Genomic DNA, 15881 nt, shown 5'->3' with positions numbered 1-15881 from the left:
AGCCGGTGGGCGCTTCGTCGTCGTACGGGTGGGTCAGCCGCCCTGGATCGGGCTCATCGTCACCTTGGTCATGGTGATCTCCTTCTTCGGGTGACCACCGCCGGCCTGCTTGGCGAACGCGCCGTCGTCACCGGCCGCGGCGACCTGCTTCACCACGTCCATGCCACCGGTGATGGTGCCCAGCACCGTGTAGTTCGGGTCGAGCGGCGAGTCGCCGTACACGATGAAGAACTGACTGCCGGTGCTGCCCGGTTGGGTGGACTTCGCCATCGCGATGACACCCTCCGGGTACGGCGGGCGCTTGTCGGTGGGGAGGTTCTCCTCGGCCAGGTTGTACGACGGGCCGCCGGTGCCGTCGGTGTCCCGCCAGCCCTTGCCGGTGGCGCTCGGGTCGCCGCACTGGAGCACCTTGATGCCCTCGGTGACCAGCCGGTGGCACTTGGTGTTGTCGAAGAAGCCCTTCTCCGCCAGGTGCGTGAAGCTACCGGCGGTGCAGGGCACCTTGGCGCGGTCGATCTTGGCGGTGATCGGACCCAGGTTGGTGTCGATGGTCATCGTCTGGGTGCCCTTGCCGGACTGCTGGGCCGGCGGCAGGCCGACGTCCTTGATCTGCGCCGGACGGCCCTCCTTGGGCACCTCCGTGTACGCGCACTGGACGGCGTCGGCGGCGGCGGTCGTGCCGCCCTGCTTGTCGTCGTCGTCGCCGAGCGCGGCGACGAGCCAGACCGTGCCGGCCACGACGAGCACCAGCACCGCCGCGGCCCCGACGATCGCCTGGGTCTGCCGGCGCTTGCGGGCCCGGCCGGCCCGTTCCGCCATCTCCCGCTCGAGCTTGGCCCGCGCCGCCGCGCGCTGGCGGTCTCTGGTGGACGTCACGGTCACTCCTCACCTGCTGCGTATAGGTCGGCGCGCGCGCCGCCGGGTCACGTGTGGGTCACCGGCGGCGGGCCGCCGGATCGGCTTGTCTGGTCAGCCCGCGCTGGCGCTGGCGCTGGGCGACGGCGCGGGGCTGCCGGCCGGAGCCGCGCCGGGCTCGCCGACTGTGACGCTCTGGACCAGCACCTGCGTCTTCGGCTTGACCTTGGCGCCGTTGCCATTGTCCACCGTCGGCATGGCGCCGATCTTCTCCACCACGTCGAGTCCGCCGGTGACCTTGCCGACCACCGAGTAGGCCGGCTTGGCCGGGCTGGCGTCCTTGAAGAAGATCAGGAACTGGCTGCCGTTGCTGCCGGGCGGGTTGCCGATCATGGCGACAGTGCCCTTCGGGTACGTCGCCGGCCGCCCGGGCGCCGGCGAGGCCGACGGGCTCGGCTCCGGCGCGGTCGGCACGTTCTCGTCGTAGAACGAGTAGGTCGGGCCGCCGAGGCCGGTGCCGGTCGGGTCACCGCAGCGCAGCGCGCCCTCGGCGGTGATCTCGTGGCAGGTGGTGTTGTCGAAGAACGACCGGCCGGCCAGGTAGCTCAGGCTCGCCGCGCCGCACGGCGCGTCGGTCTGGTCCAGTTCGACGGTGATCGGACCGCCCTGGTTGGTGGTGATCGTCATCGGGCGGGTGCCCGAGGTCGGCAGGCCCGTGGTGGGCGGCTGGCCGACGTCCTTGAGGTTGGTGTTGACGGCGCCGTCCTCCGCGGTCCAGAGGCAGACGTCCTCGGCGGCCTTCTTCTCCGGTTCGGAGTCGAACGCGCCGAGCGCCCAGGCGGAGCCGGCCACGATCAGCACGAGCACCACCGCGGCGCCCACACCGGCCCGGATCTGCCGGCGGCGCTTCGCGGTCGCCGCCCGCCGGGCGAGCTGCCGGTCGAGCTTGGCGCGCGCCAGTTTGCGCTGCCGGTCCCTGCTGGAAGCCACGCGCGCTCCCCTTCCTCTGCCTGATCGCCGCCGGCGTCGGGCGCCGTCCGCCGTTCCGATCGGGGTGCGCCACGCCACACGCCCGCCAGAGTGTACGGGTAGCGACTGTGAATGTGGTGTACGAGGTCCCGTCGTCTCAGCCCGGCCGGGGCGGACGGGGGCCGGTGGCGGACGGAACTCGCTCGCCGCTACGACTAGGCTGCAGGCAGACGACGACCGGACGGAAAGGGGAGCGACGTGCTCGTGGCCGGCTTTCCCGCGGACGCCTTCGGCACCAACTGCTATGTGGTGGCGACCGGGCCGGGGGAGCAGTGCGTGGTGGTCGACCCCGGCATCGGGGTGCTCGACCGGCTCGACGCCGTGCTCGCCGAGCACCGCCTGCACCCGGCCGCCGTGCTGCTCACCCACGGCCACCTGGATCACACCTTCTCCGTCGCCCCGGTCTGCGGCGCGCGGGGCATCCCCGCCTACGTCCACCCGGACGATCGGGAACTGCTGGCGGACCCGAGCAAGGCGCTGTCGATGGACCTGACCCAGCTGTTCGGCGGCCGGCTGCCGTACGCCGAGCCGGACGACGTGGCCGAGCTGACCGACGGCGCGACGCTGTCGCTGGCCGGGTTGGAGATCACCGTCGATCACGCTCCCGGCCATACCGGCGGGTCGGTGCTGTTCCGGTTGCCCGGCGCCGGCTCGCCCTGGGAGGCGGAGCAGATCTGCCTCTCCGGTGACGTGCTGTTCGCCGGCTCGATCGGCCGCACCGACCTGCCGGGCGGCAGCATGCCCCGGATGCTGTCCAGCCTGCGGGAGAAGGTGCTCCCGCTGGCCGACGACACGGTCGTCCTGCCCGGCCACGGCCCCGCGACCACGATCGGCCGTGAGCGCGCGACCAACCCGTACCTCGTCGAGGTGGCGGGCACCGGCGGCGCGCGCCCGGCGGCGCCCACCCGAGGCCTCTAGACCCTCACCCGCGCCCGCGCGGGTTCTCAAGGAGTTCGTGATGAGCAAGCCCACGCCCATCTCCGGCTTCCCGGAGTGGACCCCTGCCCAGCGGATGATCGAGCAGTTCGTGCTCGATCGCATTCGCACCACGTTCGAGCTGTACGGCTTCGCGCCGCTGGAGACCCGCTCGGTGGAGCCGCTGGATCAGCTGCTGCGGAAGGGGGATACCGCAAAGGAGGTCTACCTGCTGCGCCGGTTGCAGGCCGACACCGACGGCCCGGCCGGTGACGACGCGCTCGGCCTGCACTTCGACCTGACCGTGCCGTTCGCCCGCTACGTGCTGGAGAACGCCGGCAAGCTCCAGTTCCCGTTCCGCCGCTACCAGATCCAGAAGGTGTGGCGGGGTGAGCGCCCGCAGGAGGGCCGGTACCGGGAGTTCCTCCAGGCCGACATCGACATCGTCGACCGGGACACCCTGCCGGCCCACTACGAGGCCGAGATGCCGCTGGTCATCGGCGACGCGCTGCGGTCGCTACCGATCCCGCCGGTGCGTATCCAGGTCAACAACCGCAAGATCTGCGAGGGGTTCTACCGGGGTATCGGGCTGACCGACGCGGAGGCGGCGCTGCGCGCCGTCGACAAGCTCGACAAGATCGGCCCGGCCGGGGTGACGGAGCTGCTGGCGAGCACCGCCGGGGCGAGCGAGGCGCAGGCCAAGGCCGTGCTGGCGCTGGCCGAGATCTCCGCGCCGGACGCCTCCTTCGCCGACGCGGTGCGCGGCCTCGGGGTGAGCGACCCGCTGCTGGACGAGGGCGTCGCGGAGCTGACCGCCGTGGTGGAGACCGCCGCCGCGCACGCGCCCGGCCTCTGCGTGGCCGACCTGCGCATCGCGCGGGGCCTGGACTACTACACGGGTACGGTCTACGAGACGCAGATGATCGGCTACGAGCGGTTCGGCTCGATCTGCTCCGGCGGCCGGTACGACAACCTGGCCAGCTCGGGCAACGTCCGCTTCCCCGGCGTGGGCATCTCGATCGGGGTGACCCGGCTGCTCGGCCTGCTTTTCGGCGCCGAGGCGCTGTCGGTTTCCCGTTCGGTGCCGACCTGCGTGCTGGTGGCCGTCACCGCCGAGGAGGACCGGGCGGCCAGCGACGCGGTCGCGGCGGCGCTGCGGTCGCGGGGTGTGCCCACCGAGGTGTCCCCGTCGGCGGCCAAGTTCGGCAAGCAGATCCGGTACGCCGAGCGGCGCGGCATCCCGTACGTCTGGTTCCCCGGCGCGGAGGGCGACGAGGTCAAGGACATCCGTTCCGGCGAGCAGGTGCCCGCCGCGGCGGGGGAGTGGACGCCGCCCCGGGCGGACCTGAAACCGCTGGTCGGCCCGGCCGGCACTGGCGCCTGACGACGTTTCGACCTACGGTGGCGTAAGTTACGCCACCGTAGGGAGAACGTCGTGACCGTGCTCAGCCAGACCGCTCTGCTCACCGAACTCGAGCCGGTGGTCGAGAAGAACCTCGACCGCCACCTGTCGCTGGCCAAGGAGTGGTTCCCGCACGAGTACGTGCCGTGGAGCGAGGGCCGCACCTTCGACGGCCCGCTGGGCGGCGAGGCCTGGTCGCCGGAGGACTCGACGCTGCCCGAGGTGGCGCGTACCGCGCTGATCGTCAACCTGCTCACCGAGGACAACCTGCCGTCGTACCACCACGAGATCGCCACCCTGTTCGGGCGTGACGGCGCGTGGGGCACCTGGGTGCACCGGTGGACCGCCGAGGAGGGGCGGCACGGCACGGCGATCCGCGACTACCTCACGGTCACCCGGGCGGTGGACCCGGTGGCGCTGGAGCGGGCCCGCATGGTGCACATGTCGGCGGGCTACCAGAACGTCCACGACCAGGAGATGCTGCACTCGCTGGCGTACGTGTCGTTCCAGGAGCTGGCGACCCGCATCTCGCACCGCAACACCGGCCGGGCCACCGGCGACCCGATGTGCGAGGCGCTGCTGGCCCGGGTGGCCGCCGACGAGAACCTGCACATGGTCTTCTACCGCAACCTGCTCGGCGCGGCGTTCGAGCTGGCGCCGTCGCAGGCGATGCGCGCCGTCGCCGACGTGCTGGCCAACTTCCAGATGCCGGGTGTCGGCATCGACGGCTTCGCCCGCAAGTCGGTGGCGATCGCGCTGGCCGGGATCTACGACCTGCGCCAGCACCGCGACGAGGTGGTGATGCCGGTGCTGCGCCAGTGGAACCTGTTCGAGGTGACCGGCCTGAACGCCGACGGCGAGGCCGCCCGTGACCAGATCGCCGCCCACCTGGACGCCCTGGAGACCCAGGCGTCCCGCTTCGAGGACCGCCGAGCCGCCCGAGCCGCCCGCGTATCCGCGACGACCCAGGCCTGACCCCTCCTCTCCCGCGCGATCTTGCACTTACGGCCCCCGCATTTGCCGCGAAACCGGCGCAGCGGGGGCCGCAACTGCAAGATCGCCGAGAACGAGCGGGGCGGTCAGGGGAGGGGGAAGATGAGGCAGGTCGAGGTGGCGTGGGCTACCAGGCGGCCGGCCGGGTCCGTCAGGCGGGCCTCGGCCAGGGCGGTTCGGCGGCCTCGCTGGAGCACCGTGCCCTCGCAGCGCAGCAGGCCGGTGTCGACGGTGACCGGGCGCAGGAACTTCACGTTGAGGTCCAGCGACGTGTAGCCGACGCCGGCCGGCAGCGTCGTGTGCACGGCGCACGCCGCGGCGGTGTCCAGCAGCGTGGAGATGACGCCGCCGTGCACGGTGCCGAGCGGGTTGTAGTGGAACTCCTGCGGCAGCAGCTCGACCGCGACGCGTCCCTCCTCGGCCTCCATCCGGGACATGTCGACGAGGTGCATGATCGGCGGCGCGTCCAGCTCGCCGGCGATCATCGCCCGCATCAGCTCCAGGCCGCTGCGCCGGCCCAGGTGCGCGGCGCCGGCGGCCGGGTCGGACCAGGTGAACGTGCGGGTGCGCTCCTGCGTCTGCGTCATGGACTCAGCCTCGCAGCGCGTTGCTGAGTCTGTCAATCAGACCTAGCCTGGTCGGCATGAGACCCGCGGCACTGGACTGGTCGGTGGAGAACTGCACCATCGCGCGCGCCATGGAGATCCTCGGCGAGCGGTGGACCCTCGTCGTGCTCCGCGAGGTCTTCAACGGCGTACGCCGGTTCGACGACATGCGGGTGCGGACCGGCATTCCGCGCCAGGTGCTCACGAACCGGCTCGCCATGCTCGTCGAGCGCGGTGTGCTGCGCCGGGAGCCGTACCGCGAGCCGGGCAGCCGGCCGCGCCACGAGTACCGGCTCACCGATATGGGCCTGGACCTCTGGCCGGTGCTCGTCGCGGTGCTCGGCTGGGGTGACCGCTACCTGGCCGACCCGGAGGGCTCGCCGCTGAGCGTGGCGCACCGTGACTGCGGCGCCGAGGTCCGGGTCGCCTTGCGCTGCGGCGAGGGACACGAGATCACCGGGGCGCGGGACGTGCTGCCCCGCCCGGGTCCGGGCGCCCGTCGCCGTACGCCCTGAACCGGCTCTGACAGATGATGTCGATGTTGTTGCTCCGGCGTTACATCGGGCGCGGGTGCGAATCCGGGCAAAGTCATGTCTTGCTTACGATCTTAAATATGTGAATACTTTGGGCACCCGGGCGGTTTCCCCAGGTCGCCCGGGTTGTCCTCGGGCGCGCCCCCATGACAGCGCCCGTTCACCCCCATTCGGAGGTTGTTACATGCGACCCACGAGGTCCACGCTCCGCCGCGCCGCCGCAGTCGCCGTCGCCGGCACCCTGGTCACCGGCTCGCTGCTCGGCGCACCCGCGCAGGCCGCCCCCACGGCCCTCTCGCCGGACGCCGCCGCCACCCTCGTCGAGAAGCTCGGTGCCCGCGCGGCCGGCACGTACGCCGACGCCAGCGGCAAGATGGTCGTCACGGTGACCGACACCGCGACCGCCCGCCAGGTGCGCGCCGCCGGTGCCATCCCGAAGATCGTGGCGCGTGGCGCGGACAAGCTCAACGCCGCCACCAGCGAGCTGGAGCGCTCCGCCAAGATCCCCGGCACCGCCTGGTGGACCGACCCGGCCACGAACCAGGTCGTCGTCTCCGTCGACAGCACCGTCACCGGCGCCAAGCTGGAGCGGGTCAAGGCCGCCGCCGCCCGTCACAACGGCGCGATCCGCATCGAGGCCGAGGCCGGCACGCTCAGCACCCGGATCTCCGGCGGCCAGGCCATCTACGCCGGCGGCGGGGGCCGCTGCTCGCTCGGGTTCAACGTCCGCAGCGGCTCGACCTACTACTTCCTCACCGCGGGCCACTGCACCAACATCTCGTCGAGCTGGTACAGCAACTCCGCGCAGACCAGCCTGCTCGGCACCCGGACCGGCACCAGCTTCCCGGGCAACGACTACGGCATCGTCCGGCACAACAACTCGGCCAACGCGGCCGGCAACGTGTCGCTCTACAACGGCAGCTTCCAGGACATCACCTCGGCCGGCAACGCGTACGTCGGCCAGTCCGTCCGCCGTTCCGGCAGCACCACCGGCCTGCGCAGCGGCAGCGTCACCGCCCTCAACGCGACCGTGAACTACGCCGAGGGCAGCGTCTCCGGCCTCATCCGCACCAACGTCTGCGCCGAGCCGGGCGACAGCGGCGGCTCGCTGTTCGCCGGCACCGTCGCGCTCGGCCTCACCTCCGGTGGTAGCGGCAACTGCCGCACCGGTGGCACCACCTACTTCCAGCCGGTCACCGAGGCCCTCAGCCGCTACGGCGTGAGCGTCTTCTGATCCACGCACCGCTGTGAACGGGCCGCCGGGTGACCGGCGGCCCGTTCCGCGTACCCGTCTCAGGTGCCTGCCCCGAGGCGGCCCGGACCGACCGGCGGGCCGTCCGGGCGCGGCGGGTCCGACGGCCGGACCGTCCAGTGCCGGTGGGCCCGCCGCGCCGACAGCGCCGCCGCCAGCGGCCAGAGCGTCACCGCGAGCGCCGCCACCCGCTCGGCCAGCCCGGTCCGGGAGCCGCCCGTCACCTCTGCCACCGACCAGCCGAACAACGCCAGCAGCACGGCCGTCACGGCCAGCGCCACCGGCCGGCGGAACGCCCACGGCGGCCGGCCCGCCGGGGAGGCGGCCACCTCGCGCGGCACCCTGCGGGGCAGCCGCAGCGCCGACCCGGCCGGCCAGAGCGCCAGCGCGAGCACCGCCACGGTGGCCACCACCCCGTGCGCCGGGGAACCGCCCACCTGCGGCCGGGGGAACGCGATGAGCGCGACGGTGGACACCCCGCCGACCGCCAGCAGGAAGCGGCTGGGCAGCCCGGCGGCGTGCAGCGCGGCGGCGGTGGCGCAGTAGCAGCAGCCGAGCAGCACCAGCGCGCCGCCCATCAGCCACGGATCGGTGGCGCCCTCACCGGCCAGCTCGCTGATCGTGTCCCGCACCGGGTCGTACCCCGGCCCCTGGCGGGCGCCCGCCACCGTCCAGCCCGCGACCAGCAGCGCGGGCGCGGCGGCCGCGGTGACGACGGCCCAGCTCGGTACGGCACGCACCCGGCCACGGTAGACCGCCGGACCCGGCCCGCACCGCGCTTTCGCCACGCACCCGGGGTGGCCCGGCTCGACGGGTGCCGGGGAGCGGGCCCGCCCGTCCTGACAGAATGCGGGGGAGCAGTGAGTGGACCAGATTGAGGAGACGCCAGCCGTGATCCGTACCCACAATGCCGGAAGCCTGCGCGCCGCGGACGCCGGCTCGACGGTGACGCTCGCCGGGTGGGTGGCCCGCCGGCGCGACCACGGCGGTGTCATCTTCGTCGACCTGCGCGATGCCTCCGGCGTCGTGCAGGTGGTCTTCCGCGAGGAGGACGCGCACGCGCTGCGCAACGAGTTCTGCGTCAAGGTCACCGGCGAGGTGACCCGCCGCCCGGAGGGCAACGAGAACCCGGACCTGCCCACCGGTGAGGTCGAGGTGACCGCGTCCGAGCTGGAGGTGCTCTCCGAGGCCGCGCCGCTGCCGCTTCCGGTGGACGACCAGATCGAGGCCGGCGACGACATCCGGCTCAAGTACCGCTACCTGGACCTGCGCCGGGGCGGCCCGGCCAAGGCCATGCGGCTGCGCTCGCGGGCCAACCAGATCGCCCGCGGCGTGCTGCACGAGCGGGACTTCCTGGAGATCGAGACGCCGACGCTGACCCGCTCCACCCCGGAGGGCGCCCGCGACTTCCTGGTGCCGGTGCGGCTGCAGCCGGGCAGCTGGTACGCGCTGCCGCAGTCGCCGCAGCTGTTCAAGCAGCTGCTGATGGTCGGCGGCATGGAGCGGTACTACCAGATCGCCCGCTGCTACCGCGACGAGGACTTCCGCGCCGACCGGCAGCCGGAGTTCACCCAGCTCGACATCGAGATGTCGTTCGTCACCGAGGACGACGTGATCGACCTCGGCGAGGCGATCGTCTCGGCGCTGTGGAAGGACCTCGCCGGCTACGAGATCGCCCGGCCGATCCCGCGCATCACCTGGCACGACGCCATGTCCCGCTACGGCTCGGACAAGCCGGACCTGCGCTACGGCGTGGAGCTGACCGAGCTGACCGACTACCTGCGCGGCACCGAGTTCCGGGTGTTCGCCGGCGCGATCGACGCGGGCGGCTACGTCGGCGCGGTGGTCATGCCCGGCGGCGCCTCGCAGACCCGCAAGGAACTGGACGGCTGGCAGGACTGGGCCAAGGCGCGCGGCGCGCGCGGCCTGGCATACGTGGTGCTGGACGCCGAGACCGGCGAGGCGCGCGGCCCGGTGGCGAAGAACCTGTCCGAGGCGCACCTGGCCGGCCTGGCCGACGCGGTCGGCGCGAAGCCCGGCGACGCGGTCTTCTTCGCCGCGAGCACGAACACCCGCGAGGCGCAGGAGCTGCTCGGCGCGGCCCGGATCGAGATCGCCAAGCGGGCGAACCTGATCGACGAGAGCGCCTGGGCGTTCTGCTGGGTGGTCGACGCGCCGATGTTCGAGCGCACGGACGAGGGCGGCTGGACCGCCGTGCACCACCCGTTCACCTCGCCGAACGCCGAGTGGGTGGACCGGTTCGAGGAGGCACCGGACCGGGCGCTGGCATACGCGTACGACATCGTCTGCAACGGCAACGAGATCGGCGGCGGCTCGATCCGTATCCACCGCGGCGACGTGCAGCAGCGGGTGTTCGACCTGCTCGGCATCACCGCCGACGAGGCGCAGGACAAGTTCGGCTTCCTGCTGGAGGCGTTCAAGTACGGCGCCCCGCCGCACGGCGGCATCGCGTTCGGCTGGGACCGGGTCTGCATGCTGCTGGCCGGCGCGGACTCGATCCGCGAGGTCATCGCGTTCCCGAAGACCCGGGGCGGCTTCGACCCGCTGACCGGCGCGCCCACCCCGATCACCGGGCAGCAGCGCGCCGAGGCCGGCATCGACGCCAAGCCGAAGGCGCCGGCCGGCCCGCACGCCGGCACCGCCGGCCCGGCCGCGCCGGTGGCCGACCCCACCTGATCCGCGCCTCGTCGAAGGGCCCGCGTCATGATGACGCGGGCCTTTTCGATCTTCAGGGGGACTGATGCGTCTGCTCGTGGTGGGAGCCAGCGGGTTCCTCGGCGCCGAGGTGTGCCGGCAGGCGGTCGCCGCCGGGCACCGGGTGGCCGGCACGTACCACTCCACCGCCGTGGCGGTGGCCGGCGTCGCGCCGCACCGGCTCGACGTGACCGACCGCGCCGCCGTGCGTGAGCTGCTGACCCGGGTACGCCCCGACGCGGTCGTCGCCACCCCCTACCGGTACGACGACTGGGCGGTCACGGCGGACGGGGCGGCCCACATCGCGGTCGCCGCCGCCGAGGTGGGCGCCCGGCTGGTGCACCTGTCCAGCGACGCGCTGCACGCCGGGCGCCCGAAGCCGTACGCGGACGAGGACGTGCCCACGCCGCTGCACCCGTATGGGGCGGCGAAGGCGGCGGCGGAGACGGCGGTGCGGGCGGTGGATCCGGGCGCCGTGCTGGTGCGGACGTCGCTGATCGTGGGGGAGGGCAGCAAGCAGATCCAGCTCTGCCGGGACGCGCTGGCCGGCCGGGCCACGTTGTTCACCGACGAGCTGCGCTGCCCGGTGCACGTCGCCGACCTCGCCGCCGCGGTGCTGGAGCTGGTGCCGGGCGGCTACGCCGGGCTGCTGAACGTGGCCGGGCCGGACGCGGTGAGCCGCGCCGAGATGGGGCTGCTGGTGGCCCGGCACGACGGGGCGGACGCGGGCGGGCTGCGGACGACCACGATCGCCGCCGCCGGACTGCACCGTCCGGGCGAGGTGGTGCTGGACTCCAGCCGTGCCGCGGGGCTGCTGCGGACCCGGCTGCGCGGGATCACCGAGCTGTACGGCTAGTTGCACAGATTCTTTGCAAGCATCTTGTGCACGGAAAGTGTGCACAGATATTGTGCATCTCATGGAGGAGAAGAAGCGGCCCGAGGAACGCGCCGTACGCATCGACCACCGCCAGGTTCGCGCGCTGGCCCAGCCGCTGCGCATGCGGCTGATCGGGGCGCTGCGCGTGGCAGGCCCGTCCACCGCCACCGCCCTGGCCGAGATGCTCGGCACCAACAGCGGCGCGACCAGCTACCACCTGCGCCAGCTCGCCGAGGTCGGTCTCGTGGTCGAGGATCCCAACCTCGGCACCGGCCGGCAGCGCTACTGGCGGGCCGCGCACGACGTCACCAACTGGGAGTCGAGCGACTTCGACGACGACCCCGACTCGCGGGCCGCGATCGAGTGGCTGGAGGCCGACTACGTCCGCTTCTTCGCCGGGCACGCCGAACGCTGGTTCGCCCAGCGGCACCAGTGGGGACCGGCCTGGCGCGACGCGTTCGGCATGGGCGACTTCTTCATGCGGATCCCGGTCTCCCGGCTCGAAGCGATCAAGGAGGAGGTCTTCGCGCTCTTCGAGCGGCACCGCGACGAGACTGACCCCGACGATCCCGACGCCGAGACGGTCCAGCTCTACCTCGCCGCCCTCCCGATGGACGCGGCGTTCCCGCGGCCCGCCCCGCCGTCCACCGAGGAGAAGCCGTGACCGCGCTGTCCGTACGCCAGATCCGGTTCCGCTACCTCACGCTGTACGGCCTGCGCTGGCTGCCCAGCGGCCTGCTCATGCCGGTGATGATCCTGCTGATGCAGGAACGCGGGCTCACGCTGTCGCAGATCGGCCTGGTCGCCACCGCGCAGGGCCTCGTCGTGCTGGCGCTGGAGCTGCCCACCGGCGGCTTCGCCGACGCGCTCGGCCGCAAGCCGGTGCTGGTCGTCGCCTGGGTGCTCGGCCTCGGCTCGCTGGCGCTGATGGCGGTCGCCGACTCGTTCTGGATGTTCTTCCTGGTCTGGGCGTTGCAGGGCGTCTACCGGGCGCTCGACAGCGGCCCGATGGAATCCTGGTACGTCGACGCCACGCTCGCCGTCGACCCGAAGGCCGAATACGAGCGCGGCCTCGGCTGGGCCGGCACCGTGATCGGTGTCGCGATCGGCGCGGGCGCGCTGCTCAGCGGCGGCCTGGTCGCGCTCGGCCCGGTCGGCCCGGTCAGCGCGCTGGCCCTGCCGGTGATCGTCGCCGCCGTGCTCCAGGCCGTCTCCATCGTGGCGCTGCTGGCGCTGATGGCGGAGCGGCGGCCCGCGTCCGGCCCGGCCGCGCTGCGCGCCTCGGTGGTCGACGCGCCCCGGATGGTCGGGCAGGCCGTCGGGCTGCTGCGCCGCAACCGGGTGCTGGCGGCCCTGGTCGCCGTCGAGCTGTTCTGGGGCTTCGGCATGGTCACCTTCGAGTCGCTGCTCCCGGTACGCCTCGCCGACGTGCTCGGTGACCCGGACCGCGCGGCGGCGCTGCTCGGCCCCGCCGGCACGGCGGCCTGGCTCGCGAACGCCGCCGGTGCCGCGCTCACCCCGTTCCTGCTGCGCCGCCTCGGCGCCGCCCCGGCCGCCGCGCTGATGCGCATCCTGCAGGGCGTGACTGTGGTCGGCATGGGTCTGCTGGCCGGCCCGGTCGGCGTGCTCATCGCGTACCTAGCCTGCTACGCCGTGCACGGCGCGTCGAACCCGCTGCACATGGGACTGCTGCACCGGCAGGTCGACGGCCCGTACCGGACCAGCGTGCTCTCGCTGAACTCGATGGCCGCCCAGCCGGCCGGCGCGCTCGGCGCGGTGACGCTGACCGCGCTGGCCGACGCCACGAGCGTCAGCATCGCCATGGTCGTCGGCGCGGTGATGCTCGCCGTGGCCGCGCCGCTCTACCTGCCGGCCTGGCGCGCCGCCCGCCGTACCCGGCAGGACGTCACCGTCGAACCGGAGTCGACGGTAGGCGGCCCCGGCCACGCCGGCCCGCCCCTCGACGCGGCCCCCGCGGTGGCCGCGCCCGCTCCCGCCGGCCGCGACTGATCCGACCGGCCGGGTGGAACGTCATGGGTGTCTCGGACGTCGTTCGACACCCATGACGTTCCATCCACGCCGTCGAGGCGTCGCGCGTCAGGCGAGCTCGACGGAGGTGCGGCGTTCGGCGGCGGTGAAGCCGAGCCGGCGGTACAGCCGGATCGCGCCCACGTTGTCCGGGTAGACGCCCAGCGCCACGGCGTCGTACCTGCCGAACAGGGCGCATGTCATCCCGGCGGTCAGCGCCGCACCCAGCCCTCGGCCGCGATGCGCCGGTGCGACAGTCAGCCCGGCCAGGAAGCCGATGTCGCCGCGGCTGCGATCGGCGCCGCAGGCGAGCAGGCGGTCACCGTCGCGGATGCCGTACCAGTCGACGATGCCCGGCTCGCCCGGCCGCGAGGTGGTGGCCGGGAACGCCTCCTCGATCAGCGCGGCCAGGGCGGGGTGGTCGGCCTCGGTGAGGCGTACCACCCGCTCCTGCTCCGGCTGGTGCGGCGGCGGACCGGTGGCCCAGAGGAGGTCCCACTCGGTCAGCCGGGCGACCGGCAGCCGCGCGGCCACCTCGTCCGGATCGGCGTGGGACAGGTTGACCGACTGGCCGGCCCGCAGCGTCCCGTCCGCCCGCTGGGCGGCGAACACGTCGAGCGCCGGGCCGGGGGCGCCGACCGCCCCGCCGGCCGACCAGCCACCCGGTGGCAGCAGCCATCCGACCGCGCCGTCGTGCCGCCATCCCCGTACGGCCACGCCGCGCCGGAGCGCGTGCCGGGCGTACGGGTGGTGGCCGGCCGCGGCGAGCAGCCCATCCCGTTCGGTCAGCGACTCGTCGACCGTGATCATTCCGCCAGCGTACGAGCATCCCCGCTGGTGCCGAAGGCCGAGGCACCGCCTGTTCCACGGTGGAGATTGACGAACAGACCGATTGGGTACATCCGTCGCCGACCTGCTGGGAACCCCCACCGGAGGAACGACATGCTCGCCATTCTCGCGGCCATCGTGTTCGGCTTCGCGCTGCTGCTCGACTTCATGAACACCGACCTCGGCGCGCCCGATCTGTTCAGCACCACGACGCTCATGCTCATCGGCTTCCTGCTGCTCTCGCTCTACCTGGCCGGGGTCGGCTCCGGCCCGCGCGGCGGCGGTGGCGGCCGGTGGTACCGGGGCCGGCGGCCGGGTCGCGGCTGACCGGAAAAGACCACCCGGGTCGGGGCGGCGGCGCGATTCCGGCGTCGTCGGCCCGGCCCGGTACTGTCTTCGTGATGGAATCGGACGCCCTCTTCACCCTCGGCGAGCCGGCCGGCGCACCCGCGGGCGCGGGCGGCGCCGACGGCTTCACCGACACCCGGGCGGACTCGCCCCTGCCGGTGCGGATGCGGCCGGCCGGCATCGACGAGCTGGTCGGGCAGGAGCACCTGCTCGCGCCGGGGGCGCCGCTGCGCCAGCTGGTCGAGGGCGCGGCGCCGATGTCGGTGATCCTCTGGGGGCCGCCGGGCAGCGGCAAGACCACCATCGCGCACCTCGTGGCCCGGGCCACCGACCGGCGGTTCGTGGCGATGTCCGCGCTCACCGCGGGCGTCAAGGACGTCCGCGCCGTGATCGACACCGCTCGCCGGCAGCGCCGGTCCGGCGGCCCGCCGACGGTGCTGTTCATCGACGAGGTGCACCGGTTCAGCAAGACCCAGCAGGATTCGCTTCTCGCCGCGGTCGAGGACCGCACTGTCACGCTGCTCGCGGCGACCACCGAGAACCCGTACTTCTCGGTCATCTCGCCCCTGCTGTCGCGCTGCGTGCTGCTCACCCTCCAGGCCCTCGACGACGACGACGTACGCGGCCTGCTGCGCCGCGCGGTGGCCGACGAGCGCGGGCTCGGCGGCGCGCTGGTCCTGGCCGAGGAGGCGGAGGACCACCTGGTCCGGCTCGCCGGGGGCGACGTGCGCAAGGCGCTCACCGCGCTGGAGGCGGCGGCTGCCACCGCGACCGCGCTCGGCACCGGCCGGATCGACCTCGCAGTGGCCGAACAGGCGGTCGACGTGGCGGCGGTGCGATACGACCGCGACGGCGACGCCCACTACGACGTGACGAGCGCGTTCATCAAGAGCATGCGCGGCTCGGACGTGGACGCGGCACTGCACTGGCTGGCCCGGATGGTGGTGGCCGGGGAGGACGCCCGGTTCATCGCCCGCCGGCTGGTGATCTTCGCGAGTGAGGACGTGGGAATGGCCGATCCCACCGCGCTGACCGTGGCCACCGCGGCCGCCCACGCGGTCGAGTACGTGGGCCTGCCGGAGGCACAGCTGAACCTGGCCCAGGCGGTCATCCACCTGGCCACCGCGCCGAAGTCGAACTCGGCCACGACAGCGATCGGCGCCGCCGTCGCCGACGTACGCGCGGGTCGTGGCGGCGCGGTGCCGCGCGGGCTGCGCGACGCCCACTACTCCGGCGCGCGGGGCCTCGGCCACGGCGCCGGCTACCGCTACCCGCACGACGACCACCGGGGGGTGGTCACCCAGCAGTACGCTCCGGACGACCTCGTCGGAACCGACTACTACCAGCCCAGCGGGCACGGCGCGGAGCGGGCGGTGGCCACCCGGCTGCCGCTGCTGCGCCGGATCGTGCGCGGGCTGCCGGCTCCGGCGACCCGGGCGGAGGCCGGCGCCCCGGCCGCCGCGAACGGGGCCCGGGTGGGGGGCGGCGAGCAGTCCAGCGG

16 protein-coding genes are annotated in these 15881 nt (G+C 73.5%); 11 read left to right on the top strand and 5 right to left on the bottom strand.

The window, feature by feature from the left end; translation table 11 throughout:
- Nucleotides 1-33: 33 nt before the first annotated feature.
- Together ABD52_RS20130 and ABD52_RS20125 are read right to left on the bottom strand one after the other, a co-directional pair.
- Nucleotides 34-876 (bottom strand): peptidylprolyl isomerase, encoded by an 843-nt coding sequence (locus ABD52_RS20130; RefSeq protein WP_047892843.1) that lies wholly within the window; start codon nt 874-876, stop codon nt 34-36.
- A gap of 93 nt (nt 877-969) precedes the next feature.
- Complete coding sequence (locus ABD52_RS20125; RefSeq protein ID WP_047892833.1) at nt 970-1845, bottom strand: peptidylprolyl isomerase; 876 nt, start codon at nt 1843-1845, stop codon at nt 970-972.
- Between the two features lie 237 nt (nt 1846-2082).
- Here ABD52_RS20125 and ABD52_RS20120 point away from each other — a divergent pair, with 237 nt between their 5' ends.
- The 3 genes from ABD52_RS20120 to ABD52_RS20110 are packed head-to-tail and all read left to right on the top strand — an operon-like array spanning nt 2083 to nt 5176.
- Nucleotides 2083-2802 carry an MBL fold metallo-hydrolase gene (locus tag ABD52_RS20120; RefSeq protein WP_047892832.1) on the top strand — a complete coding sequence of 240 codons (720 nt, stop codon included), beginning with the start codon at nt 2083-2085 and terminating at the stop codon, nt 2800-2802.
- A gap of 40 nt (nt 2803-2842) precedes the next feature.
- Nucleotides 2843-4183: a histidine--tRNA ligase gene (gene hisS / locus ABD52_RS20115; protein WP_047892831.1), complete on the top strand. Its 1341-nt coding sequence runs from the start codon at nt 2843-2845 to the stop codon at nt 4181-4183.
- Between the two features lie 51 nt (nt 4184-4234).
- Nucleotides 4235-5176 carry an acyl-ACP desaturase gene (locus ABD52_RS20110; protein WP_047892830.1) on the top strand — a complete coding sequence of 314 codons (942 nt, stop codon included), beginning with the start codon at nt 4235-4237 and terminating at the stop codon, nt 5174-5176.
- A gap of 104 nt (nt 5177-5280) precedes the next feature.
- Here the strand turns inward: ABD52_RS20110 and ABD52_RS20105 are convergent, their stop codons facing one another.
- Nucleotides 5281-5781, bottom strand: coding sequence for a PaaI family thioesterase (locus tag ABD52_RS20105; protein WP_047892829.1), 501 nt, complete (start codon nt 5779-5781; stop codon nt 5281-5283).
- A 56-nt stretch (nt 5782-5837) separates the two neighbouring features.
- Between ABD52_RS20105 and ABD52_RS20100 the strand changes: the two genes are divergently transcribed.
- Both ABD52_RS20100 and ABD52_RS20095 read left to right on the top strand, forming a co-directional pair.
- Entirely contained in the window at nt 5838-6314 is a 477-nt protein-coding gene (locus tag ABD52_RS20100) for a helix-turn-helix domain-containing protein (protein ID WP_047892828.1), read from the top strand.
- 202 nt (nt 6315-6516) lie between these two features.
- A complete protein-coding gene (locus tag ABD52_RS20095; protein ID WP_013285478.1) occupies nt 6517-7566 on the top strand; it encodes a S1 family peptidase in 1050 nt (349 codons plus the stop codon).
- A gap of 59 nt (nt 7567-7625) precedes the next feature.
- Here the strand turns inward: ABD52_RS20095 and ABD52_RS20090 are convergent, their stop codons facing one another.
- Complete coding sequence (locus ABD52_RS20090) at nt 7626-8324, bottom strand: DUF998 domain-containing protein (protein WP_047892827.1); 699 nt, start codon at nt 8322-8324, stop codon at nt 7626-7628.
- A 151-nt stretch (nt 8325-8475) separates the two neighbouring features.
- Here ABD52_RS20090 and aspS point away from each other — a divergent pair, with 151 nt between their 5' ends.
- The 4 genes from aspS (at nt 8476) to ABD52_RS20070 (ending at nt 13186) form a co-directional block, all read left to right on the top strand.
- Nucleotides 8476-10281, top strand: coding sequence for an aspartate--tRNA ligase (gene aspS / locus ABD52_RS20085; RefSeq protein ID WP_047892826.1), 1806 nt, complete (start codon nt 8476-8478; stop codon nt 10279-10281).
- Nucleotides 10282-10345: 64 nt separating this feature from the next.
- On the top strand, nt 10346-11155 hold the full coding sequence (locus tag ABD52_RS20080; RefSeq protein WP_047892825.1) for a sugar nucleotide-binding protein: 810 nt from the start codon (nt 10346-10348) through the stop codon (nt 11153-11155).
- A gap of 61 nt (nt 11156-11216) precedes the next feature.
- Entirely contained in the window at nt 11217-11840 is a 624-nt protein-coding gene (locus ABD52_RS20075; RefSeq protein ID WP_013474882.1) for a helix-turn-helix transcriptional regulator, read from the top strand.
- Nucleotides 11837-13186: an MFS transporter gene (locus tag ABD52_RS20070; protein ID WP_030271030.1), complete on the top strand. Its 1350-nt coding sequence runs from the start codon at nt 11837-11839 to the stop codon at nt 13184-13186. The genes ABD52_RS20075 and ABD52_RS20070 overlap by 4 nt, the downstream gene beginning before the upstream one ends.
- Nucleotides 13187-13273: 87 nt before the next feature.
- Here ABD52_RS20070 and ABD52_RS20065 read toward each other — a convergent pair whose 3' ends face one another.
- The gene (locus tag ABD52_RS20065) at nt 13274-14014 is read right to left on the bottom strand and encodes a GNAT family N-acetyltransferase (RefSeq protein ID WP_047892824.1); all 741 of its coding nucleotides are present in this window, start codon (nt 14012-14014) and stop codon (nt 13274-13276) included.
- A gap of 132 nt (nt 14015-14146) precedes the next feature.
- Here ABD52_RS20065 and ABD52_RS20060 point away from each other — a divergent pair, with 132 nt between their 5' ends.
- Entirely contained in the window at nt 14147-14359 is a 213-nt protein-coding gene (locus ABD52_RS20060) for a hypothetical protein (protein WP_013285485.1), read from the top strand.
- A gap of 74 nt (nt 14360-14433) precedes the next feature.
- Nucleotides 14434-15881: replication-associated recombination protein A (locus ABD52_RS20055; protein ID WP_047892842.1), on the top strand; the 1448-nt coding region annotated here is incomplete at its 3' end.

The sequence above is a fragment of the Micromonospora sp. RV43 genome (assembly GCF_001029515.1).
Classification (GTDB): domain Bacteria; phylum Actinomycetota; class Actinomycetes; order Mycobacteriales; family Micromonosporaceae; genus Micromonospora; species Micromonospora aurantiaca.
This window is presented reverse-complemented; position numbering and strand designations above follow the sequence as displayed.

Bases quoted from the DNA above. Each gene is read 5' to 3' on its own strand.
- ABD52_RS20065 (WP_047892824.1), bottom strand. From the start codon at position 14,014: ATGATCACGGTCGACGAGTCGCTGACCGAACGGGATGGGCTGCTCGCC.
- ABD52_RS20080 (WP_047892825.1), top strand. From the start codon at position 10,346: ATGCGTCTGCTCGTGGTGGGAGCCAGCGGGTTCCTCGGCGCCGAGGTG.
- ABD52_RS20095 (WP_013285478.1), top strand. From the start codon at position 6,517: ATGCGACCCACGAGGTCCACGCTCCGCCGCGCCGCCGCAGTCGCCGTC.
- hisS (WP_047892831.1), top strand. From the start codon at position 2,843: ATGAGCAAGCCCACGCCCATCTCCGGCTTCCCGGAGTGGACCCCTGCC.
- ABD52_RS20100 (WP_047892828.1), top strand. From the start codon at position 5,838: ATGAGACCCGCGGCACTGGACTGGTCGGTGGAGAACTGCACCATCGCG.
- ABD52_RS20075 (WP_013474882.1), top strand. From the start codon at position 11,217: ATGGAGGAGAAGAAGCGGCCCGAGGAACGCGCCGTACGCATCGACCAC.
- ABD52_RS20060 (WP_013285485.1), top strand. From the start codon at position 14,147: ATGCTCGCCATTCTCGCGGCCATCGTGTTCGGCTTCGCGCTGCTGCTC.
- ABD52_RS20105 (WP_047892829.1), bottom strand. From the start codon at position 5,781: ATGACGCAGACGCAGGAGCGCACCCGCACGTTCACCTGGTCCGACCCG.